A 25532-nucleotide genomic window follows, 5' to 3' on the forward strand; every position below is an offset into this window, starting at 1 on the left:
GTACGCCGTGACCGCGATCGTCAGAATCCTGGCCCGCCGCCTCGCCCTCCTCGTCCCGCTGCTGCTCGGCATCGTCCTCTTCGTCTTCCTCGTCATGCGGTTCTCGGACGTCGATCCGGCGTCGGCGTTCTTCCAGGGCGCCAACCCCACCGAGCAGCAACTGCACGACTTCCGCGAGGAGAACGGGCTGCTCGATCCGCTGCCGGTGCGCTATGTGGCGTTCGTCGGTGATCTGATCCAGGGCGACATGGGCATCAGCGTGCTCACCCGCTCACCGGTGGTGGACCAGGTCACCACCGCGCTTCCGCTCACCGTGCAGCTGACCTTCATGGGCCTCGGCATCGCGGTCGTCATCTCGCTGCTGCTCGGCGTGACCGCCGCGATCTACCGCGACCGGCTGCCCGACCAGCTGATCCGCGTCATCTCGCTGACCGGCGTTGCGGCGCCCGGCTTCTGGCTCGCGCTGCTGATGATCCAGTACCTGGCGGTGGAGGCGGGCTGGTTCCCGACCGGCGGATACGTCAACCCCGGTGATTCACTGAGCGGTTGGCTCAAGACGATGACGCTCCCCGCCTTCGCGCTCTCGCTCCCCGTGGCCGCCGGACTCACCCGCATCATCCGTACGGCCGTGGTCGAGGAGCTCGACAAGGACTACGTACGGACGGCGATCGGCAGCGGCCTGCCACCGGTCGTGGTGGTCGGCCGCAACGTCCTGCGCAACGCCCTCATCAACCCGCTGACCGTGCTCGGCCTGCGCGTCGGCTATCTGCTCGGTGGCGCGGTCGTCATCGAGACGATCTTCTCGCTGCCCGGCATGGGGAAGCTGATGATCGACGCCGTGAAGAACGGCGACCCGGCCGTCGTGCAGGGCGTCGTCATCACGACGGCCGTCGGATTCGTGGTCGTGAACCTGGTCCTCGACATCCTCCATCTGCTGGTCAATCCGCGCCTGAGGGGGACCGCCTGATGATCATGTCGCGCAAGGCTCTGGCCGAGCGGCTCTCGCGGCCCGGCATCCGCATCCGCTCCCTGCGCAGGCTGCCGGTCCTCTCCCGGATCGCGGTGGCCGTCGTCGGCGTCGTCGTCCTCGTCGCGCTCTTCGCACCGCTGATCGCCCCGCACGACCCGCTCGACCAGCAGCCGCAGGTCGACGGCACGGGACACCCCTCGGGCGGCCACTGGATGGGGCAGGACAGCCTCGGCCGGGACATCCTCAGCCGGCTGATGTACGGGGCGCGCTGGTCCCTGGCGATCGGGCTCGGGGCGACGCTGCTCGCCCTGATCGTCGGCGCGGTGCTCGGGGCGATCGCGGCGACATCGCGCAAGGCGGTCGACGAGACGCTGATGCGGTGCCTGGACGTCGTCATGGCGTTCCCGGGGATCGCGCTCGCAGCCGTCCTCGTGGCGGTCTTCGGCGGCGGCATCCTCGTCCTGATCTGCGCCATCGCGTTCCTGTTCACGCCACCCATCGCAAGGGTCGTACGGGCGAACGTGATGGATCAGTACGGCGAGGACTATGTCGTCGCCGAACGCATCGTCGGCGCCCGCACCCCGCACATCCTCATCAAGCACGTGGCCATCAACTGCGCGGCGCCGATCCTGGTGTTCTGCACGGTGCAGGTCGCCGAGGCCATCGTCTTCGAGGCCTCGCTGTCGTTCATCGGCGCGGGCGTGCGGCCCCCGGACCCGTCCTGGGGCAGCGTCATCGCCGACGGCAAGAACATGGTGCTGCTCGGCGGCTGGTGGGCGACGGTCTTCCCCGGCCTCCTGATGCTGATCACGGTCCTTGCCCTGAACATCCTCTCCGAGGGCGTGTCGGACGCGTGGGCGGCGCCAGCGACCCGCGACGTGCCGGGCGCGGCCCGCAAGGAGGACCGCCTCGAAGCTCCCGAGCCGGGCAGCGGCAAGGTCCTCGAACTGCCGGGCCTGACGGAGGCGGCCGAACGCCTGCGCTCACGCGCACGGCCGCTACCTGAGGGGACCCCGATCCTCACCGTCTCCGACCTCACGATCGGCTTCGACGCCCGCCACGGCGGCGTCGACATCGTCGACGGCATCAGCTTCCACGTGCGGCCGGGCGAAGTCCTCGGCCTGGTCGGCGAGTCGGGCTGCGGCAAGTCCCTGACCGCGCTGACCGTGATGGGCCTTGAGCCGAAAGGCGCCCGCATCGGAGGCCAAGTCACCTTCAACGGCGAGCAGTTGACCGGCATGCCGATGCGCGCCCGCAGGCGGCTGCTCGGCCACGACATGGCGATGATCTACCAGGACGCCCTGTCGTCCCTCAACCCCGCGATGACGGTCCGCTCCCAGCTCAAACAGGTCGTACGAAGAGGAGGGCGCCGCACGGCGGTCGAACTCCTCGAACTGGTCGGCCTGGACCCGGACCGCACCCTGCGCAGCTACCCGCACGAACTCTCCGGCGGCCAGCGCCAGCGCGTCCTGATCGCGATGGCGCTCTCCCGCGACCCGAAACTGATCGTCGCCGACGAGCCGACGACGGCTCTGGACGTCACCGTCCAGGCCCAGGTCATCCAGCTCCTGCTACGCCTGCGCGAAGAGCTGGGCTTCGCGCTGATCCTCGTATCGCACGACCTGGCCCTGGTCGCGGACGTCACCGACCGGGTGGTGGTGATGTACGGGGGCCAGATCGTCGAGACGGGCGTGACGGCGGACCTCGTCGAGGCACCGTCGCACCACTACACGCGCGGCCTGCTCGGCTCGGTGCTCTCGCTCGAATCGGCGGCGGAACGCCTGACGCAGATCAAGGGCGTCGTCCCGTCGCCCGCCGACTTCCCCGCGGGCTGCCGGTTCGCGGACCGCTGCCCCCTCGCGAGCGAGGTGTGCCGCACGACGGCGCCCGAACTCGTCGGCGGGGCACGGCACTCCATCGCCTGCCACCACCCGGCGCAACAGCCGCCCCCGGTGCCGCACCCCAGGGGAAGCGAGGCCCTCAAGTGACCGCTCTCATCTCGCTGTCCGACGCGCACGTCGTGCACAGGGCCCGCTCGGGCGGGCTGTTCTCGCGTGACCGTGTGTACGCCCTGACCGGCGCCGACCTGACCATCGCACCCGGCGAGACGGTAGGCGTCGTGGGCGAGTCGGGGTGCGGCAAGTCGACGCTCGCGAAGGTCCTCGTAGGGGTGCAGCGGCCCACGGCGGGCACGGTGTCCTTCCGTGGAAGCGACCTGTGGACGATGAAGCCCGCCGAGCGCCGGGCCACGATCGGCCGGAACACCGCCATGATCTTCCAGGACCCGTCGACGGCACTGAACCGCAGGCTGACGGTACGGCAGATCTTGCGGGACCCGCTGGACGTCCACAGGATGGGGAAGCCCGCCCAACGCGAGGAACGCGTACGTGAGTTGATGTCTCTGGTAGGCCTGCCCAAGGCCCTGGCGGACGGACTGCCGGGACAGCTGTCGGGCGGGCAGCGCCAACGCGTCGCGATCGCCCGCGCGTTGGCGCTGGAACCGGAACTGGTGGTGGCTGACGAGCCGACGAGCGCGCTCGACGTCTCCGTACGCGCCCAGATCCTCAACCTCCTCCTGGACCTCAAGGAGCGGCTCGGCCTGGCCCTGGTCTTCGTGTCGCACGACATCCAGACGGTGCGGCGGATGAGCGACCGCGTCATCACCATGTATCTGGGCAGAATCGTGGAGGAGTCACCGGCGGAGGAGATCCTGGACAGAGCACGCCACCCCTATACGCGCGCGTTGTTCTCCGCGACGCCAGGCCTCCTCGACCCCATCGACCCGATCCCGCTCGTAGGCCCGGTGCCTTCGGCCACGCGACCGCCGAGCGGATGCCCGTTCCGTACGAGGTGCTGGAAGGCGGACGAGGTCTGCGCCGCCACGATGCCGGACTTCGCGCTCTCCGTGTCGACGGAGGGGTCAGGGGAGGGGCCCGGGGAAGGGTCCGGGGAGGGACCCGGACACCGCTACCGCTGCCACCACCCTGTGCGGGACGGCCAGTCCACGCACGAGCTAGTGATCCAGTCCGCCGCCACGGACGCGAGCCCCAGGGAGAGCCCATGACCATGCCCACCCCGCTGACCGGTGTCATTCCGCCCGTCTGCACGCCCCTGACACCGGACCGCGAGGTGGACACGGCGTCGCTGGTGAGGCTGGTCGACCATTTGGTGTCGGGCGGGGTGGACGGTCTGTTCGTCCTCGGCTCGTCGTCGGAGGCGGCGTACCTGACGGATGGCCAGCGGAGGTTGGTGATCGAGACGGTTGCAGGGCACATCGGGGGCCAACTCCCGGTCCTGGCGGGGGCGATCGACATGGCGACGCCACGGGTCCTCGACCACGTCCGCGCGGTGACGGCGGCCGGGGCGGACGGTGTGGTGGTGACGGCACCCTTCTACACGCGCACGCACCCGGCGGAGGTGGCCCGCCACTTCCGGCTGGTGGCGGCGGAGTCGCCGGTGCCGGTGTTCGCGTACGACCTCCCTGCCTCGGTCCACTCCAAACTGGGCGCGGAGCTGGTTCTGGAGCTGGCGGCGGAGGGGGTCCTTGCCGGGTTGAAGGACTCCAGCGGGGATGAGGGGAACTTCCGGGAGGTGGTCCTTGGGGCGCGGGGGCGCGGGGACGCTCCACGCTTCAGCGTCCTGACGGGGTCGGAGACGACGGTGGACTCGGCGCTTGCGATGGGGGCGGATGGGGTGGTTCCGGGGCTGGGGAATGTGGACCCCGGGGGGTATGCCCGGCTGTACCGCTACTGCCGGGAGGGGGACTGGGTGCGGGCTCGGGTGGAGCAGGAGCGGTTGTGTGGGCTGTTCGGGATGGTGCGGGTCGGGGATGCGGGGCGGATGGGGGGTAGCTCGTCCGCGCTGGGGGCGTTCAAGGCGGCGCTGTATCTGCGGGGGGTGATTGCCTGCCCCGCTACTGCGGAGCCGCAGGTTCCGCTGTCTTCCGGGGAGGTTGAGCGGGTGGGGAAGTTTTTGGCGGGGGCGGGGTTGTTGTAGCGGTCTTTTCCGGTCCCCAACCCCGCCCCTTCCCGAAAACCCGCTCGGCGCGGGGGCCTTGGGCGCCGTCAATCACCGGCTCCGCCGAGTTCGTCCTCAAACGCCGGACGGGCTGAAACCATCAGCCCGGCCGGCGTTTGAGGCCATCTTTTCGGGGGTCCAGGGGGCGGAGCCCCTTGGTTTCGGGAAGGGGCGGGATTGGGGAAAGCCCCGCAGGGACCGCCCCTACGCCGCCCCCTCCACCCCCGGCCGCACCAACCCCGACTCATACGCCACAATCACCAGCTGAGCCCGATCCCGCACCCCCAACTTCCCCATGATCCGGCTGACATGAGTCTTCGCGGTAAGCGGGCTCAGCCCCAACTGTTCACCGATCTCGCCGTTATTCAGCCCCCGCGCAACCAGCGCGAGAACCTGCCGCTCCCGCTCGCTCAACCGACCGGACAACGCATCCGGCAGAGCAACCTCAACCGGCGCCCGCAACACCCGCGCGATCAGCCGCGAAGTCGGGCCCGGCGAAAGCAGGGACTCCCCCGCGGCCACCGTACGGATCGCCTCCAGCAACTCCCCCGGCTTCGTGTCCTTCACCAAGAACCCCGACGCCCCGGCCCGAAGCGCGTCCACGACATGCTCGTCCGTGTCATAAGTCGTCAGCATCAGCACCTTCACCCCGGCCAGATCCTCGTCCTCCGCGAGAAGCCGCGTCGCCTCGATCCCGTCCAGGTCCGGCATCCGGATGTCCATCACGATGAGATCCGCCCGCTCCGAGCGGGCGAGCTCGACCGCGGCTCGCCCCGTCCCCGCCTGCCCCACCACCTCCATGTCCGGCGCGGACTCGACGAGCATCGCGAACGCGGCCCGTACCAGCGTCTGGTCATCGGCAAGCAGCACACGAATCGTCATCGAAGCCCTCCCAGGCCCAGGCCGACAGGAACCATTGGCAGCACGGCCGACACCTCGAATCCCCCACCCTCCCGAGGCCCCGCCTCCAGCGTGCCGCCCACACTCCGGGCCCGCTCCCGCATCCCCACGAGGCCGAACCCAGGGGTGTCCGAAGGGCCTTGGGCGACTACCCCGTCACCGGCGGCCGCCCCGTCGTCCACCACCGTCACCCGCAGCGCCGCACCCGCCTCCCGTATCCCCACCCGGATAGTGAGCCCGGGGCCACCGCCGCCGTGCCGGACCGCGTTGGTCAGCGCCTCCTGCACGATCCGGTAGGCCGCCGCGCCCACGGCGGGCGGCGCCTCGACCTCCCGTACCGCCAGGTCGACCGCCGCCCCGGACGTCCGCGCCGCCTCCGCCAGGTCGGCGAGGCCGTCGAGGCCCGGCAGCGGGCCCCGCGTCTCCTCGGAGGTGCCCGCCCTCAACACCTCAAGGGTGGCCCGGAGTTCGCCCCGGGCCGACCGGCAGGTGTCGGCGATGTCGTCGAGTGCCCTGGCCACCGCCGCCCGGTCGAGGCGCTCGGGATCGGCGGCGAGGACGTGCGCGGCGACGGACGTCTGGACGCCGACCAGGGTGATGCTGTGCGCGAGCAGATCGTGCAGGTCACGGGCGACCCGCAGTCTCTCCTCGGCGACCCGCCGCCGCGCCTCCTCCTCGCGCGTACGCTCCGCCCGCTCGGCTCGCTCCAGTACGGAGGTGACGTACTGGCGGTGGATGCGGACGTACACGCCGAGCAGCAGCACGGCGACGAGCCAGCCGGAGATCCTGAGCACCTCGGCCACCTGGTGCGCCGAGATGCCCGCCTTGACGCCCAGCGTCACCCCGACGACGAGGAGGCCCGTGAGCAGCGCGCGACGCGGGCGGCCGGTCGCCGCGACGGTGTAGAGGGCGATCAGCCCGACCGGGACGGCGGCCACATGCGTGTAGTCGATGGCGTGGTACGGAAAGACGCAGGCCCCCACGGCCAGCAGAGTGGACAGCGGCCGGCTCCGCCGCCACGCCAGCGGCACATGCGCGCCCAGCAGCAGCGCCCACCCGAGCAGATCCGGCCGCCGCCCGTCCGCGACGAGTGCCGCGAGCACGGCGGCGAGCAACGCGAGCGCCGCCGCGAACACCGCGTCGTCACGCAGCGCACGGCGGGTGCCGGGCACGGCCCCCGTGAACGCCAGGACACGACGTCGCGCCGACAAGCTCTCCTGAACCCCCGGTATGTCCCCCACAGCTGCATCCTCCCGTACGAGGACGCCCCTCCGGCAGGCAAGGGGCGTCCCGAAGCGGTCAACGGTCAGGGTGCGGGCACCCGTTGGGGTTCCGGCACCGGCCCGGCGGCGGGCGTGGGCCGCGAGAGGTTCCCCGGCCACCACATCTTCCGTCCGAGGGCCACACTCGCGCTCGTGACGAGATACGTCCGCACCAGGAACGTGTCCAGCAGAACACCCACCGCGATCACGAAGCCGAGCTCGACCAGTTGCACCAGCGGCATGTTGGTGAGCACCGCGAACGTCGCCGCGAGGACCAGGCCCGCCGACGCGATGACGCCGCCCGTGGTCCGCAGCGCGGTGAGCGCGGCGTCACCCGGTTCGGCCCCGGCGATGGCCTCCTCGCGCATGCGGTGCATCAGGAAGATGCCGTAGTCGACGCCCAGTGCGACGAGGAAGACGAAGGACAGCAGGCCGAGCCCGGGGTCGGTGCCCTCGAAGCCGAAGAGCGGCTCGAAGACCAGGCCCGCGATGCCCAGGGTCGCTCCCCACACCGCGACCACGGCGACGAGCAGCAGCAGCGGCGCGACGATGGACCGCAGCAAGGCCACCAGGATCAGCAGGACCGCGGCGAGGACCAGCGGCACGATGATCAGGCGGTCACGGTCGTTCGTGTCCTTCAGGTCGAGTTGCTGGGCGCTGGATCCGCCTACGTACGAGCCTTCCAGGTCGGCCCGCAGTGCCTTGATCGTGGCGGTCTCCCCCGCCGACTCGGGCGCGGACGTCGCGATCACGGAGATCTCGGTCCAGCCCTTCGCGGTGCGTCCCTTCTCGGCGCTGTCCACGCCCTTCGTGTCCTTGATGTCTCCGAGGGCCTCGGTGGCGCGGTCCGCGGGCGCCATCACGGTGATGGGCTGGGTGCCGCGTTCGGGGTAGGCCTTGGCGAGGGTCTCCATGGCGGTGACGGAGTCGGGCGTCTTGGTGAAGGAGTCCTCCTGCTTCAGCGCGCCCGGCAGGTTCAGCGCCCCCAGGGCGAGCGCGCCGAGCAGTACGGCGCCGCCCGCGAGGACGGTGAGGGGCCTGCGGCCGGCCGAACTCCCCATCATGGAGAAGAGGTTGCGCCGCTGCTTGGGCTCGCTGCCGAAGGCGGGCACGAGCGGCCAGAACACGCGCCGCCCCAGGAGGACGAGGATCGCGGGGAGCAGCGTCAGCATCGCGGCGAGTGCGCACAGCACTCCGACCGTGCCCAGCGGGCCCATGCCGCGGCTGCTGTTGAGGTCGGCGGCGAGGAGGCACAGGAGGCCCGCCGCGACGGTCCCCGAGGAGGCGAGCACGGCGGGCCCGCACCCCTTGAGGGCGGCGGTCATCGCGTCGTAGGGCCGTTCGATCCTGCGCAGTTCCTCGCGGTAGCGGGCGACGATGAGCAGTGCGTAGTCGGTTCCCGCGCCGAACACGAGGATGGTCATCACGCCGCTGCTCTGGCCGGTGACGGACGTCCCTAGGCCTTCGTGCAGTCCGTACGCGATGCCCATCGCGAGGTAGTCCGCGACGCCCGCGACGGCGAGCGGTACGAGCCACAGGAACGGGCTGCGGTAGATGAGGATCAGGAGCAGCGCGACGACACCGGCGGTGGTGTAGAGCAGTGGCCCGCCGAGCGAGTCGTAGACCTTGCCCGCGTCGGTGACGAGCGCCCCGGAGCCGCCCACGTCGACGCTCAACCCGCCTTGACCGTGGGCGACTTCGCGTACGTCGTCGACGAGCGCGTCCCTTGCTTTCTCATCCTGTCCGGGCTCGGTGCTCGCCACGGGGTACATCAGTGTGGTGCCGTCCTTGGACGGTACGGCGCGCGGGTCGGACGTCAGCTTGTGGGCCTGGCCGATCTCGGCGATCTGGGCGGCCGCGGTCTCGCGGTCGGCGGCGGTGAGGCCGCCGTCACGGTGGTAGACGAGCACCAGCTCGGTGGCCTCGCCGCCGGGCAACTGGTCCTGGATCTTGGCCACTTCGGTGGAGTCGGCGCTGGCGGGGAGGTAGTCGACGACGCGGTCCTGCTGGGCGTCGGACAGCTTCGACGCGAAGGGCCCGGCGAGCGCGATGACGGCGATCCACAGTCCGAGGAACGCCCAGGGCACGGCTCGTCGCCGTCGTGCGGTGGTCTGTTCGGCCCGCATGACGGGCCTCCTTCCGGCAGGTTGGCAGGTTCGGTGCCAACCTTTCCGGAGGGTGTCGTGCGATCCGTCGGGCGTGAGGGCGAGTTGGGGCGTACGGCGCAGGGAGGCGAAGGCGCTGCGCTACTCCCGCGGGAGTACGGAGCGAGGCGCTCCGGGGGGTCAGAAGTGCGTCGTGCGTGCCGCCACCATCAGCCGCGTCACTTCGTCCGCGCCGATGGTCAGGGCGCCGCCCGTGGTGGTGAGCACTTCGCGCTCGGCGGGGGTGTACGGGCCGTCGGCGAGGGCGATCCGCGCGCCCTGGAGCAGCAGCGCCTCGCGTCCGGCGGGGGCGAGGTGTGGGGCCAGCGGGCCGAGGGCCTCGTGGAGTTCTATGGCCAGGCCGGGCCCGCAGTCCGGGACGGTCGCGCGGCCGGTGTCCGCGGCGAGCGCCTCGACGAGCGCGACGAGCTGGTCCTCGCGGCAGTCGTCGAACCCGGCGCCGCGCAGCGCGCCGACGGCCGCGTCGAGCGTGGAGCGCGCCGAGGTGCCGCCGGCGGCGAGAATCGCGAGGACGACGGTGTGCACGGCGTCGCGCACCATGGCCGAGAGCCGTGTGGTCGTGGGATGGCCGAGAACGTCCGTACCGAAGTGGTCACCGCAGGCGGCGCACTCGACGATGGGGCCCGCGGTGCCGCGTGGCAGGACGGGGAGGCCGAGCAGGACAAAGCGGCGACGGCCGGTGCGGCGACAGTAGTTGCGGTCGCCGCCGCAGCCGGGGCAGAAGAACTCGCCGTCCCCGACGGTGGTCCAGGCCGTGTGCACGCCGATCAGGCGCCTGCGCAGGACCCGTCCACGCGAAACGGGCGTGGCGATGATGCGGGATTCCCGGCCGTTCCGTCCCCGATCTGGCAGCACCACGCACCTCCGTAACGCCCCGGCAACATTGCCGCGTTGGGCGTGATGTTAGCCACATTGTTGATGTGACGTCAGCACCTTGTACGAGAGATGGCCGGTACCGCACCCTGATCGGCTCCCGAGGAAAACCTCGGGAGCCGATGGGGTGGTGTGTCAGCTGATGTGTCAGCGCGCCGCGCGGTTCACGGCGGAGACCGCGGCCTTCAGCGAGGCACGTGTCGTGTTCGCGTCGATGCCGATGCCCCACAGGACCTTGTCGCCGATGGCGCACTCGATGTACGAGGCGGCCTGCGCGGAGGCTCCTTCGCTCATCGTGTGCTCCTGGTAGTCCAGGAGGCGTACGTCGATGCCGATGCCCTGCAGCGCGTTGAAGAAGGCCGAGATCGGGCCGTTGCCGGTGCCGGTCAGGACGGTGTCGGCGCCGTCGACCGTCGCCTCGACGGTGAGGGTGTCGGTGCCGTCCTTGTCGGTGGTGGTCTGGCCGTTCTTGACCTGGATGCGGCCCCACGGGTTGGCGGGGTTGGGCAGGTACTCGTCCTGGAAGATGCCCCAGATCGCGTCCGGCGTGACCTCGCCGCCCTCGGTGTCGGTCTTCGTCTGGATGATCTTGGAGAACTCGACCTGCATGCGGCGCGGCAGGTCCAGCTTGTGGTCGTTCTGCAGGACGTAGGCGATGCCGCCCTTGCCGGACTGCGAGTTGACGCGGATGACGGCCTCGTACGAACGGCCGACGTCCTTGGGGTCGATGGGCAGGTACGGGACGGCCCACTCGATGTCGTCGACCGTCTTGCCCTGCTGCTCGGCCCGGACGCCCATCGCCTCGAAGCCCTTCTTGATGGCGTCCTGGTGGGAGCCGGAGAAGGCGGTGTAGACGAGGTCGCCCGCGTACGGGTGGCGGGGGTGGATCTCCATCTGGTTGCAGTACTCGGCGGTGCGGCGGATCTCGTCGATGTCGGAGAAGTCGATCTGCGGGTCCACGCCCTGCGAGAAGAGGTTCATGCCCAGCGTGACCAGGTCGACGTTGCCGGTGCGCTCGCCCTGCCCGAACAGGCAGCCCTCGATGCGGTCGGCGCCGGCCATGATGGCCAGTTCGGCGGCGGCGACGGCGGTGCCGCGGTCGTTGTGCGGGTGGACGGACAGGCAGACGTGCTCGCGCCGGGTGAGGTTGCGGGACATCCACTCGAAGCGGTCCGCGTGGGTGGAGGGCGTCGAACGCTCCACCGTGGCGGGCAGGTTGAGGATGATCTCGCGGCCCTCTTCGGGCTGCCACACGTCGCAGACGGCCTCGCAGACCTCCAGGGCGAAGTCCAGCTCGGTGTCCGTGAAGATCTCGGGGCTGTACTGGTAGCCGAAGATCGTCTCGGGGCCCAGCAGCTTCTCGGCGTACTCCATGACCAGGCGGGTGCCGTCGACGGCGATCTGCTTGACCGCGTCCTTCGAGCCGCGGAAGACGACCTCGCGCCAGACGGGCGCGGTCGCGTTGTAGAGGTGCACGGTGGCGCGCTTGGCGCCGACCAGCGACTCGACGGTGCGGGAGATCAGCTCTTCGCGGGCCTGCGTCAGGACGGAGATCGTGACGTCGTCCGGGATCGCGCCGTCCTCGATGATCGACCGTACGAAGTCGAAGTCGGTCTGGCCCGAGGAGGGGAAGCCGACCTCGATCTCCTTGTAGCCCATGCGGACCAGCAGGTCGAACATCTCGCGCTTGCGCGCGGGGGACATCGGGTCGATAAGTGCTTGGTTGCCGTCACGCAGGTCCGTGGAGAGCCAGCGGGGAGCGACCGTGATGCGGTTGTCCGGCCACGTACGGTCGGGGATGTCGACCTGGTCGTACTGGCCGTACTTGTGGACCGGCATGGAAGTCGCGCGCTGCAGATTGGGCTTGATCGCCATGATGCGGGGGCTCCTCGGGAGTGTCCTTAAGGACGGCCGACGGTCGCTTCGCGAGCAACACCGAACTCCGCGGGGAGGGGGTCGGCCTCGACTACAGGCCCTCGCCGCGGCAGCTAAGGAGAAGCAGCCCGTAACGCATGATGCTCCGCAGCCTAGCCGAGCCGCGCTGTGTGCGCGGGTGCGTATCAGTATGCGGGATCGCCATCAGGTAACGGGTAAGAGGTGATCAATACCTCTATTTCACTAATCATGGTTGCAGGTAGTGACAGCGGCATGACCCAGTGCCACATTGCACGCCATGACCGCCAACCCAGGCTTCGAGCCTGTCTTCTGCACCATCATTCCGCCCCACGTGCTCGACACTCTGGCCCAGAGTGACGACGCCGCGCTCGCAGGGCCCGCCCGCCGCACCCTGGAGCGGGACTCCATCGAGCGCACCCACCGCCGCCTGACCACGGTCATCGGCGCCCCGGCCGTCTCGCTGCCCAAGGAAGCGGCGGAGAGCAAACCGCACCGCACGATCTACGACGCGAAGCACAAGACCGAGCTGCCGGGCCGCAAGGTCCGCGGCGAGGGCGAGAAGCCCGGCAAGGACGCGACCGTCAACCGCGCGTACGCGGGCCTCGGCGCGACCTTCGAGCTGTTCCTGAAGTCGTACCAGCGCAACTCCATCGACGGCAGCGGCCTGCCGATGAACGCGACGGTCCACTACGGCGAGAAGTACGGGAACGCATTCTGGAACGGCGAACAGATGGTGTTCGGCGACGGTGACGGCGAGATCTTCCTCGACTTCACCATCCCCGTGGACGTCATCGGCCACGAGCTGACGCACGGCGTCGTCCAGTACACGGCGAACCTCACGTACTTCGGCCAGCCGGGCGCCCTGAACGAGTCGTTCGCGGACGTCTTCGGCTCGCTGATCAAGCAGTACACGCTCGGCCAGACCGCCTCCGAGGCCGACTGGCTGATCGGCGCCGGGCTGCTCGCCCCGCGCGTCACGGGCAAGGCGCTGCGCTCCATGAAGGCCCCCGGCACGGCCTACGACGACGACGTGCTCGGCAAGGACCCGCAGCCCGCCGACATGGACCACTACGTCCGCACGGGCCGCGACAACGGCGGCGTGCACATCAACTCCGGCATCCCCAACCACGCCTTCTACCTGCTCGCCGAGGCGCTCGGCGGCAACGCGTGGGAGCGGGCCGGACAGATCTGGTACGCCGTCCTGACCGGCGGCGAGCTCGCGCAGGACGCGTCCTTCGTGGACTTCGCAAAGCTGACGGTGGCCGCGGCGCGCGACAAGTACGGGGAGGGCGAGGAGCACGGTGCCGTCGTGAAGGCGTGGTCCCAGGTCGGCGTGCCGACCACCTGACCTACCAACCGGCCTCCCCATGGAGTAGACAGGTTCCATGCGTATCCAGGTGAAGCGCACGGGAGGATTCGCGGGCATCGAGCGGCACGCCGAGGTCGACACCTCGGGTCTGCCCGATGCCCCCGAGTGGCAGGCCCTGGCCCAAGAGGCCATGGCCGAGGGCCGGAGCACGCCGCCCATAGGGGTGCCGGACGGCTTCAGCTACCAGCTCACCGTGGACGGCCACACGGTGTACTGCTCGGATCCACGCCTGACGGATTCGCAGCGGAGGCTGATCACGCGTGTCCTCAAGGAGGGCTCGTAAAAACCTGAGCGGTGTTCACGTTTTCTGAGGTACGCCCATTGACTTCCGTACGCGGCCGTACGGAAGATCGCGCCCATGGCAGCGAGCGATGCGCGCGAACCACTACCTCAGTTCCCCCGCGACTTCCTGTGGGGGGTGTCCACATCGGCTCACCAGATCGAGGGCGCCGTCGGTGAACGCGGCCCCTCGGTCTGGGACGCGTTCACCGCCGTGCCGGGCAGGGTGAAGGACGGCACGACGGCCGCCGTCGCCTGCGACCACTACCACCGCTACCGCGAAGACGTCGCGCTCATCCGGGAGTTGGGCGTGGGCGCCTACCGCTTCTCGGTGTCGTGGCCGCGCGTGCTGCCGAGCGGGGCGGGCGAGGTGAGCGCCAAGGGCCTGGACTTCTACGACCGTCTTGTCGACGAGCTGTGCTCGGCGGGCGTGAGCCCCGTCCCGACGCTCTTCCACTGGGACACGCCCCTCGCGCTCGCCGATGAGGGCGGCTGGCTGCGGCGGGACACGGCCGAGCGCTTCGCCGAGTACGCGGGCGTGGTGGCCGCCCGCATCGGCGACCGGGCCAAGAAGTGGATCACCCTCAACGAACCCGCCGAACACACCCTGCTCGGCCACGCGCTCGGCCAGCACGCGCCCGGCGAGCAGCTCATGTTCGACGCGCTGCCGGTGGCGCACCACCAGCTCCTCGCCCATGGCCTCGCCGTACGGGCGCTGCGCGCGGCGGGCGTCACGGACATCGGCATCGCCAACTCGCACGGCCCCACCTGGCCCGCGTCACCCTCGGCCGAGGACACGGAGGCGGCGGACTTCTACGACGTACTCCTCAACCGCCTCTTCGCGGACCCGCTGATCCTTGGCCTATACCCGGACGGCATCGGGGAGTTGATGCCGGGCGGCGACATCGAGGCGGACCTGAAGGTCATCGCGGAGCCGGTCGACTGGTACGGGATCAACTTCTACCAGCCGACGAAGGTGGGCGCCCCGCTCCCGGACTCCACGGAGTTCTCGGGCCTGACGCTCCCGCCGGAACTCCCTTTCTCACCACGCGAATTGGAGGGCCACCCGGTGACGGACTTCGGCTGGCCGGTGGTCCCGGAGTCGCTCACCGAACTCCTCACCGGCTTCCGCGACCGGTACGGCGACCGGCTGCCGCCGCTGGTGATCACCGAGAACGGCTGCTCGTACGAGGGAATCGACGACCAGCGGCGGATCGACTACCTCGACGGCCATCTCCGGGCGCTGCACCGGGTGTTGGAGGAGGGCGTGGACGTACGCGGCTACTTCGTCTGGTCGCTGATGGACAACTTCGAGTGGGCGGAGGGCTACCGGCAGCGCTTCGGTCTCGTGCACGTCGACTACTCCACTTTGGAGCGCACTCCGAAGGCGTCGTACGCGTGGCTGCGTGAGGCGCTGCGGGCGCAACGGGCATGACGGCAGGCCAGGTTGAGGCGCTGCGGGAGCCGACCGAGCGGGTCGGGCGGAGCTGGACGACCGCGCTCTCGCTCGCCAACGGGGCGATCTGGGTGGGCTGGTACGGCCCGCTCCAGATCCTGCTCGCCCTCCAGGCGGAGGACCTCGCGCCGGCCGGTACGTCGAAGGAGACGGTCCTTGCGTGGGTGGCGGGCGCGGGGGCCGTGGTGTCCCTCGCGTCGAACCCGCTCTTCGGCGCGCTTTCGGACCGCACCGTGTCGCGCTTCGGGCGGCGCACGCCGTGGATCGTGGCGGGCACGGCGGGCGGCGCGGCGGCGCTCCTGCTGCTTTCGGCCGCCGGGTCCGTGTGGTGGATGGCGGCGGGCTGGTGCCTGGTCCAGCTCACCCTGAACGCCGCGTTCGCAGCGGTCACGGCGGCCGTGCCGGACCGGGTGCCGCGGCTCCAGCGGGGCGCGGTGGGCGGCTGGCTCGGGGCGGCGCAGCTCCTGGGCGTGGTGGTGGGGACGGGCCTGGCGACGGTGGCCGGGGGTGTGGGCGCGGGGTACGCGGCGTGCGCGGTGTTCACGGTGGCGGGGGTTCTGCCGTACGTCCTGCGCCACCGGGACCTGCGCCTCGCGCCACGGGACAGGCCGCCGTTCGCGTGGCGGTCGTTCGCCCGCGCCTTCTGGCTGAGCCCGCGCCGCTACCCGGACCTGGGCTGGGCCTGGCTGACCCGCTTCCTGATGAACCTGAGCAACGCCCTGGTCCTGCTCTATCTCCTCTACTACCTGCGGGACCGCCTGGACTACGCCGACCCGGACGAGGGCGTCCTGATCCTCACGGCGGTGAACGGCCTGACGCTGCTCGCGACGGTGGTCGTCGGCGGCGTCTGGTCGGACGGCGTGGGCCGCCGCAAGCCGTTCGTGCTCTGGTCCGGCGTCCTGATGGCGGTGGCGACGGCCCTGCTGTCCGGCTGGCAGACCTGGCCGGGGGCGATCGTCGCGGCGGCCGTGCTCGGGGTGGGCTTCGGCGTCTTCACGTCGGTGGACTTCGCGCTGATGACGGACGTACTGCCGAAGGCCATGGACCGCGGCAAGGACATGGGCGTCATCAACATCGCCAACTCACTCCCGCAGGTGGCCGCCCCCGCCCTGGCGGCCCCGATCGTGACGCACTTGGGCGGCTACCGGGTGCTGTATCTGGTGGCGGCGGTGATCGGGCTTGCGGGGGCGCTGCTTGTGTACCGGATCAAGGGCGTCGAGTGAGACGGGTTGAGCCCGTCCGGCGATTGAGGACGAACTCGGCGGAGCCGGTGATCTGCCGAGCCACGTGCACCCCGCTCAAAAGCCAAGCTTGCGCAACTGCTTGGGGTCGCGCTGCCAGTCCTTGGCGACCTTGACGTGCAGGTCCAGGAAGACGGGCGTACCGAGCAGGGCCTCGATCTGCTGGCGGGACTTGATCCCGACCTCCTTGAGGCGCTTGCCCTTCGGGCCGATGATGATGCCCTTCTGGCTGGGGCGCTCGATGTATACGTTCGCGTGGATGTCGAGCATCGGCTTGTCCGCGGGGCGGTCCTTGCGCGGCAGCATCTCCTCCACCACCACGGCGATGGAGTGCGGCAGCTCGTCCCGTACGCCCTCGAGCGCGGCCTCGCGGATCAGCTCGGCGACCATGACCTGCTCGGGCTCGTCCGTGAGGTCGCCCTCGGGGTAGAGCGGCGGGCTCTCGGGGAGCATCGGGACGATCAGGTCCGCGAGCAGCTTGACCTGCTTGTCGCCGACCGCCGACACCGGCACGATCTGCGCCCACTCGAAGCCGAGCTCCTTGCCGAGCTGGTCGATGGCGATGAGCTGCTCGGCGAGCGTCTTGCTGTCGACGAGGTCGGTCTTCGTCACGACCGCGATCTTCGGCGTCTTCTTGATCGTCGCCAGTTCCTTGGCGATGAACCGGTCGCCGGGGCCGAGCTTCTCGTTCGCGGGCAGACAGAACCCGATGACGTCGACCTCGGCCCACGTCGTACGCACGACGTCGTTCAGCCGCTCGCCCAGGAGCGTGCGCGGCTTGTGGAGCCCGGGGGTGTCCACCAGGATCAGCTGGGCGTCGGGCCGGTGCACGATGCCGCGCACCGTGTGCCGCGTGGTCTGCGGCTGGTTCGCGGTGATCGCCACCTTCTGGCCGACCAGAGCATTCGTAAGGGTGGACTTGCCCGCATTGGGGCGGCCCACGAAGCAGGCGAAGCCGGCGCGGTGGGTGGCCTCGGACGGCTCGGATGACTCGGTACGAACGCTCATGGCGCCCATTCTCCCTGATCGCCGGAGGGCCGCAGTACGCAGAGGCGCCGATGAGGCCCGGATGCGGCATCGGTGAGCTCGCGGAAACCCCCGCGCAACACGAAACACGGCGGAAACGCCCGGGTGTCCGTCCCGAAACGCGCGACGGTGACGCTCTCCCTCTGCCCCCACCCGGAGGAGAGATTCCCCGTGCAGTCCCTGACCACCACCTTGGCCGCGGCCGAGGGACCCGACACCGGCGACACAGCCTGGCTGCTCGCGGCCACCGCCCTCGTCCTGCTGATGACACCGGGCCTCGCCCTCTTCTACGGGGGCATGGTCCGCACGAAGAGCGTCCTCAACATGCTCTTGATGTCCTTCGTGTCGATCGCCCTGGTCACGGTGGTGTGGCTGCTCGCCGGCTACTCGCTCGCGTTCGGCGACGACGCGTTCGCGGGCCTGATCGGCGGCGTCGACCACTTCGGGATGGCGGGCATCGGCCCGCAGACCCTCACGGGCACGGTCCCGACCCTCCTCTTCACCACCTTCCAGCTCACTTTCGCGATCCTCACCACGGCGCTGATCAGCGGCGCGATCGCGGACCGCGCGAAGTTCGCGGCCTGGCTGGTCTTCGTGCCCCTCTGGGCGCTGCTCGTATACGTTCCCGTGGCGCACTGGGTCTGGGGCCCGGACGGCTGGATCTCCTCGTCCCTCGGCGCACTGGACTTCGCGGGCGGCCTGGTCGTGGAGATCGCTTCGGGCGCATCGGGCCTCGCCCTGTGCCTGGTACTCGGCCCGCGGCTCGGCTTCAAGAAGGACGCGATGCGTCCGCACAACCTGCCGATGGTCCTGATGGGCGCGGGCCTGCTCTGGTTCGGCTGGCTCGGCTTCAACGGCGGCTCGGCCCTCGGCGCGAACGGCCTCGCGGCGGCCTCCCTCCTGAACACGCTCCTCGCCGGGTGCACCGGCCTGCTCGGCTGGCTCTTCGTGGAGCAGAAGCGCGACGGCCACCCCACCACCTTCGGCGCCGCGTCGGGCGCGGTGGCGGGCCTGGTGGCGATCACGCCGTCGTGCGGGGTGGTCGGCATCCTGGGGGCCGCGGTGATCGGTCTCGCGGCGGGCGTCGTCTGCTCGTACGCCGTGGCGTGGAAGTTCCGCTTCGACTACGACGACTCGCTGGACGTCGTGGGCGTCCACCTGGTCGGCGGCGTGATCGGCACGCTCCTGATCGGCCTGTTCGCGACGGCCACGATGACGGACGGCGCGGAGGGGCTCTTCTACGGGGGCGGGCTCGCCCAGTTGGGCAAGCAGACGGTGGCGGTGCTCGCCGTCGCGGCGTACACGTTCTTGGTGACGTACGGCATCGGCAAGGCGATCGACAAGGCGATGGGCTTCCGCGCGTCCGCCGACGACGAGCTGACGGGCCTCGACCAGACGCACCACGCGGAGACCGCCTACGATCACGGCGTCCTGGTCAGCCCGATGAAGGGGAGCACCGTCGCATGAAGCTCGTTACCGCGGTCATCAAGCCGTTCCGCCTGGACGAGGTGAAGACCGCGCTCCAGGAACTGGGCGTCCAGGGCCTCACGGTCACGGAGGCGAGCGGGTACGGACGCCAGCGGGGGCACACGGAGGTGTACCGGGGCGCGGAGTACCAGGTGGACCTGGTCCCGAAGGTCCGCATCGAGGTCGTCGTCGAGGACCCCGACCTCGACCCGGTCATCGACGCGATCGTCCGCGCGGCGGCCACGGGGAAGATCGGTGACGGGAAGGTGTGGGCGGTACCGGTGGAGACGGTGGTGCGGGTACGGACGGGTGAGCGGGGTCCGGACGCGGTTTGATCACCGGCTCCGCCGAGTTCGTCCTCAAACGCCGGACGGGCTGGAAATCCAGCCCGGCCGGCGTTTGAGGCCATCTTGTCGGGGTCTGGGGCGGAGCCCCAGTTTCGGGAAGGGGCGGGATGGGGGAAAAACCGCCGGAGGCCAGACCTCAGCCCGCCTCGGCCCGCACCCGAACCACCCCATCAGGCCCCGCAAGGAAAACCGGCGTCCCGGCCCCGCCAAGGTCCCGCACAGCGGAAAGATCCTCCGCCGAAAGCGCCTCCTCGGAGGAGACAACCGCCGCCGCCTCCAGGGACTCCGCGCCGGAGGCGACAGCCATCGCCACGGCAGTACGCAGCGCGGAAAGCTTCAGGGAGTCGAGGGAAACGGTCCCGGCGACATAAGTCCGCCCCGTCTCGTCCCGCACAGCGGCCCCCTCGGCCACCCCATTCCGCGCCCGCGCCGAACGAGCCAGCGTAACGATCTTCCGGTCCTCAGCGTCAAGCGCGTCAGGCGACGCAGCACTCTCGGTCATGAGCCGAGCATACGGAGCACAGAGCGCTACATCGCCAGCGGGGCCACCGGGTACATCGCCCCCCGCCGCCCCTCCGGCGACGCGAGCCACTCCAGTTTCGCCGCGGTCTCCGCCACCGGAAGCGGCGTGTGCAGCACGATCGTCAGGTCGGGCCGCGCAGGCACCCGCAACGCCGTCGACTCGACGTGCAACGCCCCCACCAGCGGATGCGTGAGCTCCTTGTGGACCTGCCCGGCAGGCCGCACGTCCCGCCGCTCCCACAGCTCGGTGAACTCCTCGCCAGCTGTCTCCCGCAGCTCGGCGAGGATCGCCTGGAACCCCTCGTCGTTCGGGGTCTCCGAGCACGACGCGCGGAACTGCGCGACGATGTTCTCCGCGTTCTCCCGCCAACTCACGCTCCGGGAGCGGTAGATGGGGTCCGTGAAGAAGTCCACGATGCAGTTCTGGGTGATCTCGGGACGCATCCCGAAGACCATTCCGGCCGCGTCGTTGTAGAGGACGCAGTTGTAGTAGCGGTCCATGATGTGCGCCGGGTACGGCATCCACGTATCGATCAGCCGCTGCAACCCCTCGCACATGTCCCGGTCGGCCTGCTCGACCTCGGGCGCGGGCGGGTTGAGCCCGGCGAGCACATACAGATGCCGCCGCTCCGCGCTCGACAGCTTCAGGACGCGCCCCACGGAGTCCAGGACCTGCGGCGACACCGAGATGTCGCGGCCCTGCTCCAGCCACTGGTACCAGGACGCGCCGACCCCGGCGAGCACGGCGACCTCCTCGCGGCGAAGACCCGGCGTGCGCCGCCGCGCCCCACCGTCCGGAAGGCCCGCCTCCGCGGGGCTGACCCGGGCCCGGCGGCTCATCAGGAACTCGCGCAGCTCGCCGAGTCGCCGTGCCTTGGCCTCGTCCCCGGGCCGCACGGCCGCCGCCCCACTCGTCCCTGTCATGCGCAGCTCCCCCTGCCTGGTGTTACGACCACCAGCATAAGTTCCCGCTCCCCACGCCTATTCCGGACGCCCGAAGCTCATGGCCATGGCGATCGACACCACCACTCCCCCGTCCACCACGACCCCCACACCCGGCCCCACCCCCGCGGCCCCCAAGCTCTCTCCCCGCGACAAGCTCGTCCTCTTCGTGCTCTGCGCCGCCCAGTTCATGGTCGCGCTCGACTTCTCCGTGCTGAACGTGGCGCTGCCCGTGCTCGGCTCCGACCTGGGCATGAGCCAGTCCGCGCTCCAGTGGGCGGTGACCGCGTTCGCCCTTCCCTCCGGTGGCTTCCTGCTGCTCTTCGGCCGCACCGGGGACCTGTTCGGCCGCCGCAAGCTGTTCGTCGGCGGCCTGGCGCTCTTCGGCCTCGCCTCGCTCCTGGCGACGTTCGCCTGGGACCCGGCGTCCTTCCTCGCCGGGCGCGCGCTACAGGGCGTGGGCGCTGCCGCCATCGTGCCGACCGGCATGTCCCTGCTCACCACCACATTCCCCGAAGGGCCGCAGCGCGACCGGGCGCTCGGCATCTCCGGCACGCTGCTCTCGCTCGGCTTCACCATCGGCATGGTCCTCGGCGGCGTACTCACCGACACGCTCGGCTGGCGCTCCACGATGGGCCTGCTGACCCTCTTCGCGCTGATCGTGCTGCCGCTCGCGCCGCGCCTCCTGCCCGAGTCCCGCACCCCGGACCGCCCCCGCCTCGACATCCCCGGCGCTGTCACCGTCACCGGCGGTCTGCTCGCCCTGATCTACGCGCTCTCCACGGCGGCCGAGCGCGGCTTCGGCGGCGGCGACGTCATCGTCACGCTGGCCGCCGGTGTGCTGCTGCTCGCGGCCTTCGGCTACGTCGAGTCGCGCGCCGCGTCCCCGCTCGTCTCGCTGCCGATGCTGCGGCGGCGGACGGTGGCGTGGGGCAACCTGGGCGGTCTGGTCACGTTCTCGATGATGTCGGCGGTCATCTTCGCCCTCACCCTGTACCTCCAGGAGGTCCTGGGGCTCTCCGCCTTCCGGACGGGGCTCGTCTTCGGCGTGCAGGGCGCGCTGTCCGTGGTCGCCGGGATGTACGCGCCGAAGGTCATCAGCCGCTTCGGAGCGCGCCGTACCCTCGTCGTCTCGCTGCTCGGCCAGGGCCTGTTGATCGCGACGCTGCTCGGCATCGACGAGGGCGCCTGGTCGGTCTGGCTCGCCACCGCGGGCGTCTCGCTGGCGAGCATGTTCCACCTCGGCGCGATCATCTCGTACGGCGTGACCGTCACCTCGGGTGTTCCGGACGAGGAGCAGGGCCTGGCCACCGGCCTGGTGACGTCCACCCAGCAGGTGGGCATCACGATCGGCATCCCGCTCCTGGGAGTCCTCGCGACCACGAACACGGATCTCCTGGCGGGCACGCGAACGGTGCTCCTGATCGACACGGCCGTCCTGCTGGTGACGGCGGCCCTGGTGGCGACGGGCCTGCGAAACCGGCGTAACGCCTAGGCCCTGTCGGTCTAGGGCCGGTCGAGACGCAACCGCACGGCCTTCGGGAGCCCGGCCACCACCAGGTCGTACGAGTCCTCGACCAGCTCCCGGACCATCGCGTCCGGGAGTTCGGCGTCCACCGTCACGGTGTTCCAGTGCCGCTTGTTCATGTGCCAGCCGGGCGCGATCTCCGGGTGCGCGGCCCGCAGCTGGACCGCCAGGTCGGGTTCGCACTTGAGGTTCACGGTCAGCGGCGTCGCGTCCAGCGAGCTCAGCGCGAACATCTTGCCCGCGACCTTGAACACCGAGGCCTCGGGCCCGAACGGAAACTCCTCGACCACGTCGTTGAACGACAGGCAGAACGTACGCAGTTCCTGCGGAGTCACTGCGGGGTCTCCTTCTCCGCGCCCGCCGGCGCGACCGGCTCCACGAGCACCGTCACGATCTTGTTCCGCCGCCCTGCGGCGGACTCCGCGGTGAGCCGCAGCTCGCGCCCGTCGGGCAGCGGCACGACCGCCGACGCACCGGCGATCGGCACCCGGCCGAGGGCCTTGGCGAGCAGGCCGCCGACCGTCTCGACGTCCTCGTCGTCGAACTCGTCGAGCCCGAAGATCTCGCCGAGGTCACCGATGTCGAGGCGCGCGGTGACGCGGTAGCAGCCGTCGTCGAGCTCCTCGACGGGCGGCAGTTCACGGTCGTACTCGTCGGTGATCTCGCCGACGATCTCTTCCAGGATGTCCTCGATGGTGACGATCCCGGCCGTGCCGCCGTACTCGTCGATGACGACGGCGACGTGGTTGCGCTCCTGCTGCATCTCGCGCAGCAGGTCGCCCGCGTTCTTCGTGTCGGGCACGAACGTCGCCGGGCGCATCGCCGTCGACACCAGGTCCGACTCGCTGTCGCGGTTGATGTGCGTCTTGCGGGCCAGGTCCTTGAGATAGACCATGCCGACGACGTCGTCCTCGCTCTCGCCCGTCACCGGGATGCGCGAGAAACCGGACCGCAGCGCGAGCGTGAGGGCCTGCCGGATGGTCTTGAAGCGCTCGATGGCGACCAAGTCCGTCCGGGGCACCATGACTTCGCGTACGAGGGTGTCGCCGAGCTCGAAGACGGAGTGCACCATGCGGCGCTCGTCGTCCTCGATGAGCGATTCCTTCTCGGCCAGGTCGACCATCGCGCGCAGCTCGGCCTCGGAGGCGAACGGGCCGCGCCTAAAGCCCTTGCCGGGCGTGAGGGCGTTGCCGATGAGGATCAGGAGCGGCGGGATGGGGCCCATGATGCGGGCCAGCGGCAGCAGGACGTACGCGGCGGCGGTCGCCGTGTTGAGCGGGTGCTGGCGGCCGATGGTGCGGGGTGAGACGCCCACGGCCACGTACGAGACGAGGACCATCACCGCGATGGCGACGGCGAGCGCCTCCCAGGTCTCGGGGAATTCGTTCAGGCAGGCGTACGTCACCAGGGACGCCGCCGCCATCTCGCACGCGACGCGCACGAGCAGCGCCACGTTCAGATAGCGGGTGGGGTCGGCGGCGACCTGCGCGAGCTTGGCGCTGCCGCGCCGCCCGGAGCGGACCGCCTCCTCGGCGCGGAAGCTGGAGGTGCGGGCGATGCCCGCCTCGGCGCAGGCCGCGAGCCAGGCGACGACGACCAGGGCGACGGCGCCCGCGATCAGCTGGAAGCTCATGGCCCTACGAGACGGTGGGCGCCGGAGACGGCCCGGTCAGGCCGTTCTCGCCGCGCCAGCCGTCGACGATGGCCGCCTGAAGACCGAACATCTCGGCCTTCTCGTCCGGCTCCTCGTGGTCGTACCCGAGCAGGTGAAGCACCCCATGGACGGTGAGCAGCTGGAGCTCCTCGTCCATGGAGTGCTCCGTGGGCGCTTCCTTGCCCTGCTTGATGGCGACCTCGGGGCAGAGCACGATGTCGCCGAGGAGGCCCTGCGGGGGCTCCTCCTCGTCCTTGGCCGGCGGGCGCAGCTCGTCCATGGGGAAGGACATGACGTCCGTCGGCCCCGGCAGGTCCATCCACTGGATGTGGAGCTGCTCCATGGCGTCCTCGTCCACGACGATCACCGAGAGCTCGGAGAGCGGGTGGATGCGCATCCGCGCGAGGGCGTAGCGGGCGATGTCGAGGATCGCCTGCTCGTCGACCTCGGTTCCGGATTCGTTGTTGACGTCGATCGACATGGTGCGGCTTCCGCTACTTCCCGTGTTTCTTGTTCTGCTGGCTGTCGTCGTACTTCTCGTACGCGTCGACGATACGGCCGACGAGCTTGTGCCGTACGACATCGTGGGACGTGAGCCGCGAGAAGTGCACGTCGTCGATGCCCTCCAGGATGTCCTGGACCTGCCGCAGACCGGACTTGGTGCCGTTCGGCAGGTCGACCTGGGTGACGTCGCCCGTGATCACGATCTTCGACTCGAAGCCGAGGCGGGTGAGGAACATCTTCATCTGCTCGACGCTGGTGTTCTGCGCCTCGTCCAGGATGATGAAGGCGTCATTCAGGGTGCGACCCCTCATGTATGCCAGCGGCGCCACCTCAATAGTCCCCGCCGCCATCAGCCGAGGAATCGAGTCCGGGTCGAGCATGTCGTGCAGGGCGTCGTACAGCGGGCGCAGGTACGGGTCGATCTTTTCGTAGAGCGTGCCCGGCAGGAAGCCGAGGCGTTCACCGGCCTCGACGGCGGGGCGGGTCAGGATGATGCGGTTGACCTGCTTGGCCTGGAGGGCCTGGACGGCCTTGGCCATGGCGAGGTACGTCTTGCCGGTGCCCGCGGGGCCGATGCCGAAGACGATGGTGTTCTTGTCGATCGCGTCGACGTACCGCTTCTGGTTGAGCGTCTTGGGGCGGATCGTGCGGCCGCGGGACGAGAGGATGTTCTGCGTGAGGACCTCGGCCGGGGTCTCCGTGCCGTCGCCCTCTCCTGCCTCGTCCGCCCTGAGCATGGCGATCGAGCGTTCCACTGCGTCCTCCGTCATCGGCTGACCGGTGCGGAGCACCAGCATCATCTCGTCGAACAGGCGCTGGATGAGGGTGACTTCATGGGCGTCACCGACAGCGCTGATCTCATTGCCCCGGACATGGATGTCGGCCGCCGGGAAGGCCTTCTCGATCACGCGCAACAGGGCGTCTCCGGAGCCGAGCACCGTCACCATCGGGTGGTTCGCCGGAACGGTGAAGTGTGCTCGCGACTGGCCCTGGGCAGGGGTACGAGCTGTGGGTGTCTGAGTCATGGGCCGGCACTTAGGCCTGCTCATCCTCCTCATGCGGGGCTTGGTGGCCGCTCGACAGCCTTGCACTCCCAAGGGTACGACGCACCACT

23 protein-coding genes are annotated in these 25532 nt (G+C 70.2%); 11 read left to right on the plus strand and 12 right to left on the minus strand.

What is annotated here, in order from left to right; all coding sequences use genetic code 11:
- Positions 1-7 precede the first annotated feature (7 nt).
- From ACWGI2_RS12825 to ACWGI2_RS12840, 4 genes are read left to right on the plus strand one after another with little or no spacing between them, the layout of a single operon-like run.
- Positions 8-967, plus strand: a complete 960-nt coding sequence (locus tag ACWGI2_RS12825; protein WP_453395470.1) for an ABC transporter permease — start codon at positions 8-10, stop codon at positions 965-967.
- Positions 967-2958 carry a dipeptide/oligopeptide/nickel ABC transporter permease/ATP-binding protein gene (locus ACWGI2_RS12830; protein ID WP_453695250.1) on the plus strand — a complete coding sequence of 664 codons (1992 nt, stop codon included), beginning with the start codon at positions 967-969 and terminating at the stop codon, positions 2956-2958. Before ACWGI2_RS12825 ends, ACWGI2_RS12830 begins: the two co-directional genes overlap by 1 nt.
- On the plus strand, positions 2955-4034 hold the full coding sequence (locus ACWGI2_RS12835) for an oligopeptide/dipeptide ABC transporter ATP-binding protein (RefSeq protein ID WP_453695251.1): 1080 nt from the start codon (positions 2955-2957) through the stop codon (positions 4032-4034). Before ACWGI2_RS12830 ends, ACWGI2_RS12835 begins: the two co-directional genes overlap by 4 nt.
- On the plus strand, positions 4031-4966 hold the full coding sequence (locus ACWGI2_RS12840; protein WP_453695253.1) for a dihydrodipicolinate synthase family protein: 936 nt from the start codon (positions 4031-4033) through the stop codon (positions 4964-4966). The genes ACWGI2_RS12835 and ACWGI2_RS12840 overlap by 4 nt, the downstream gene beginning before the upstream one ends.
- A 225-nt stretch (positions 4967-5191) precedes the next feature.
- On the opposite strand, the gene ACWGI2_RS12845 is transcribed toward ACWGI2_RS12840, so the two are convergent.
- From ACWGI2_RS12845 to leuA, 5 genes are all read right to left on the minus strand, one after another.
- The gene (locus ACWGI2_RS12845) at positions 5192-5869 is read right to left on the minus strand and encodes a response regulator (protein WP_453695254.1); all 678 of its coding nucleotides are present in this window, start codon (positions 5867-5869) and stop codon (positions 5192-5194) included.
- Positions 5866-7098 carry a sensor histidine kinase gene (locus ACWGI2_RS12850; protein WP_453695255.1) on the minus strand — a complete coding sequence of 411 codons (1233 nt, stop codon included), beginning with the start codon at positions 7096-7098 and terminating at the stop codon, positions 5866-5868. The genes ACWGI2_RS12845 and ACWGI2_RS12850 overlap by 4 nt, the downstream gene beginning before the upstream one ends.
- A 95-nt stretch (positions 7099-7193) precedes the next feature.
- Positions 7194-9275: an MMPL family transporter gene (locus ACWGI2_RS12855; RefSeq protein WP_453695257.1), complete on the minus strand. Its 2082-nt coding sequence runs from the start codon at positions 9273-9275 to the stop codon at positions 7194-7196.
- Positions 9276-9434: 159 nt separating this feature from the next.
- Complete coding sequence (locus ACWGI2_RS12860; protein ID WP_453695259.1) at positions 9435-10169, minus strand: TerB family tellurite resistance protein; 735 nt, start codon at positions 10167-10169, stop codon at positions 9435-9437.
- 165 nt (positions 10170-10334) lie between these two features.
- Positions 10335-12062, minus strand: a complete 1728-nt coding sequence (leuA, locus tag ACWGI2_RS12865; RefSeq protein WP_453695260.1) for a 2-isopropylmalate synthase — start codon at positions 12060-12062, stop codon at positions 10335-10337.
- Between the two features lie 298 nt (positions 12063-12360).
- Between leuA and ACWGI2_RS12870 the strand changes: the two genes are divergently transcribed.
- The 4 genes from ACWGI2_RS12870 to ACWGI2_RS12885 all read left to right on the plus strand — a co-directional run bounded on the left by ACWGI2_RS12870 (position 12361) and on the right by ACWGI2_RS12885 (position 16410).
- Positions 12361-13431 carry a M4 family metallopeptidase gene (locus ACWGI2_RS12870; RefSeq protein ID WP_453695262.1) on the plus strand — a complete coding sequence of 357 codons (1071 nt, stop codon included), beginning with the start codon at positions 12361-12363 and terminating at the stop codon, positions 13429-13431.
- A gap of 37 nt (positions 13432-13468) precedes the next feature.
- Complete coding sequence (locus ACWGI2_RS12875; RefSeq protein ID WP_160504955.1) at positions 13469-13735, plus strand: protealysin inhibitor emfourin; 267 nt, start codon at positions 13469-13471, stop codon at positions 13733-13735.
- 75 nt (positions 13736-13810) lie between these two features.
- A complete protein-coding gene (locus ACWGI2_RS12880; protein WP_453695263.1) occupies positions 13811-15166 on the plus strand; it encodes a GH1 family beta-glucosidase in 1356 nt (451 codons plus the stop codon).
- Positions 15163-16410 carry an MFS transporter gene (locus tag ACWGI2_RS12885; protein ID WP_453695265.1) on the plus strand — a complete coding sequence of 416 codons (1248 nt, stop codon included), beginning with the start codon at positions 15163-15165 and terminating at the stop codon, positions 16408-16410. The genes ACWGI2_RS12880 and ACWGI2_RS12885 overlap by 4 nt, the downstream gene beginning before the upstream one ends.
- A 75-nt stretch (positions 16411-16485) precedes the next feature.
- On the opposite strand, the gene era is transcribed toward ACWGI2_RS12885, so the two are convergent.
- Entirely contained in the window at positions 16486-17445 is a 960-nt protein-coding gene (gene era / locus ACWGI2_RS12890) for a GTPase Era (RefSeq protein ID WP_453395481.1), read from the minus strand.
- A gap of 189 nt (positions 17446-17634) precedes the next feature.
- Here era and ACWGI2_RS12895 point away from each other — a divergent pair, with 189 nt between their 5' ends.
- On the plus strand, positions 17635-18921 hold the full coding sequence (locus ACWGI2_RS12895; RefSeq protein ID WP_453695744.1) for an ammonium transporter: 1287 nt from the start codon (positions 17635-17637) through the stop codon (positions 18919-18921).
- The gene (locus tag ACWGI2_RS12900; RefSeq protein ID WP_344527404.1) at positions 18918-19256 is read left to right on the plus strand and encodes a P-II family nitrogen regulator; all 339 of its coding nucleotides are present in this window, start codon (positions 18918-18920) and stop codon (positions 19254-19256) included. The genes ACWGI2_RS12895 and ACWGI2_RS12900 overlap by 4 nt, the downstream gene beginning before the upstream one ends.
- Before the next feature lie 148 nt (positions 19257-19404).
- Here ACWGI2_RS12900 and ACWGI2_RS12905 read toward each other — a convergent pair whose 3' ends face one another.
- Entirely contained in the window at positions 19405-19770 is a 366-nt protein-coding gene (locus ACWGI2_RS12905; protein WP_453395482.1) for a cytidine deaminase, read from the minus strand.
- A 26-nt stretch (positions 19771-19796) separates the two neighbouring features.
- Positions 19797-20714, minus strand: a complete 918-nt coding sequence (locus ACWGI2_RS12910; RefSeq protein WP_453695267.1) for a helix-turn-helix transcriptional regulator — start codon at positions 20712-20714, stop codon at positions 19797-19799.
- Positions 20715-20799: 85 nt separating this feature from the next.
- Between ACWGI2_RS12910 and ACWGI2_RS12915 the strand changes: the two genes are divergently transcribed.
- Positions 20800-22227 carry an MFS transporter gene (locus ACWGI2_RS12915; RefSeq protein ID WP_453695269.1) on the plus strand — a complete coding sequence of 476 codons (1428 nt, stop codon included), beginning with the start codon at positions 20800-20802 and terminating at the stop codon, positions 22225-22227.
- Positions 22228-22238: 11 nt separating this feature from the next.
- On the opposite strand, the gene ACWGI2_RS12920 is transcribed toward ACWGI2_RS12915, so the two are convergent.
- Genes ACWGI2_RS12920 through ACWGI2_RS12935 form a run of 4 tightly spaced genes read right to left on the minus strand, consistent with a single transcriptional unit; the run spans position 22239 to position 25443 of the window.
- A complete protein-coding gene (locus ACWGI2_RS12920) occupies positions 22239-22595 on the minus strand; it encodes an MmcQ/YjbR family DNA-binding protein (protein WP_453695270.1) in 357 nt (118 codons plus the stop codon).
- Complete coding sequence (locus ACWGI2_RS12925; RefSeq protein WP_453395486.1) at positions 22592-23893, minus strand: hemolysin family protein; 1302 nt, start codon at positions 23891-23893, stop codon at positions 22592-22594. Before ACWGI2_RS12925 ends, ACWGI2_RS12920 begins: the two co-directional genes overlap by 4 nt.
- A gap of 4 nt (positions 23894-23897) precedes the next feature.
- A complete protein-coding gene (ybeY, locus tag ACWGI2_RS12930) occupies positions 23898-24395 on the minus strand; it encodes an rRNA maturation RNase YbeY (RefSeq protein WP_453395487.1) in 498 nt (165 codons plus the stop codon).
- A 13-nt stretch (positions 24396-24408) separates the two neighbouring features.
- The gene (locus ACWGI2_RS12935) at positions 24409-25443 is read right to left on the minus strand and encodes a PhoH family protein (RefSeq protein ID WP_453395488.1); all 1035 of its coding nucleotides are present in this window, start codon (positions 25441-25443) and stop codon (positions 24409-24411) included.
- Between the last annotated feature and the right edge of the window lie 89 nt (positions 25444-25532).

The sequence above is a fragment of the Streptomyces sp. NPDC054866 genome, assembly GCF_053610745.1.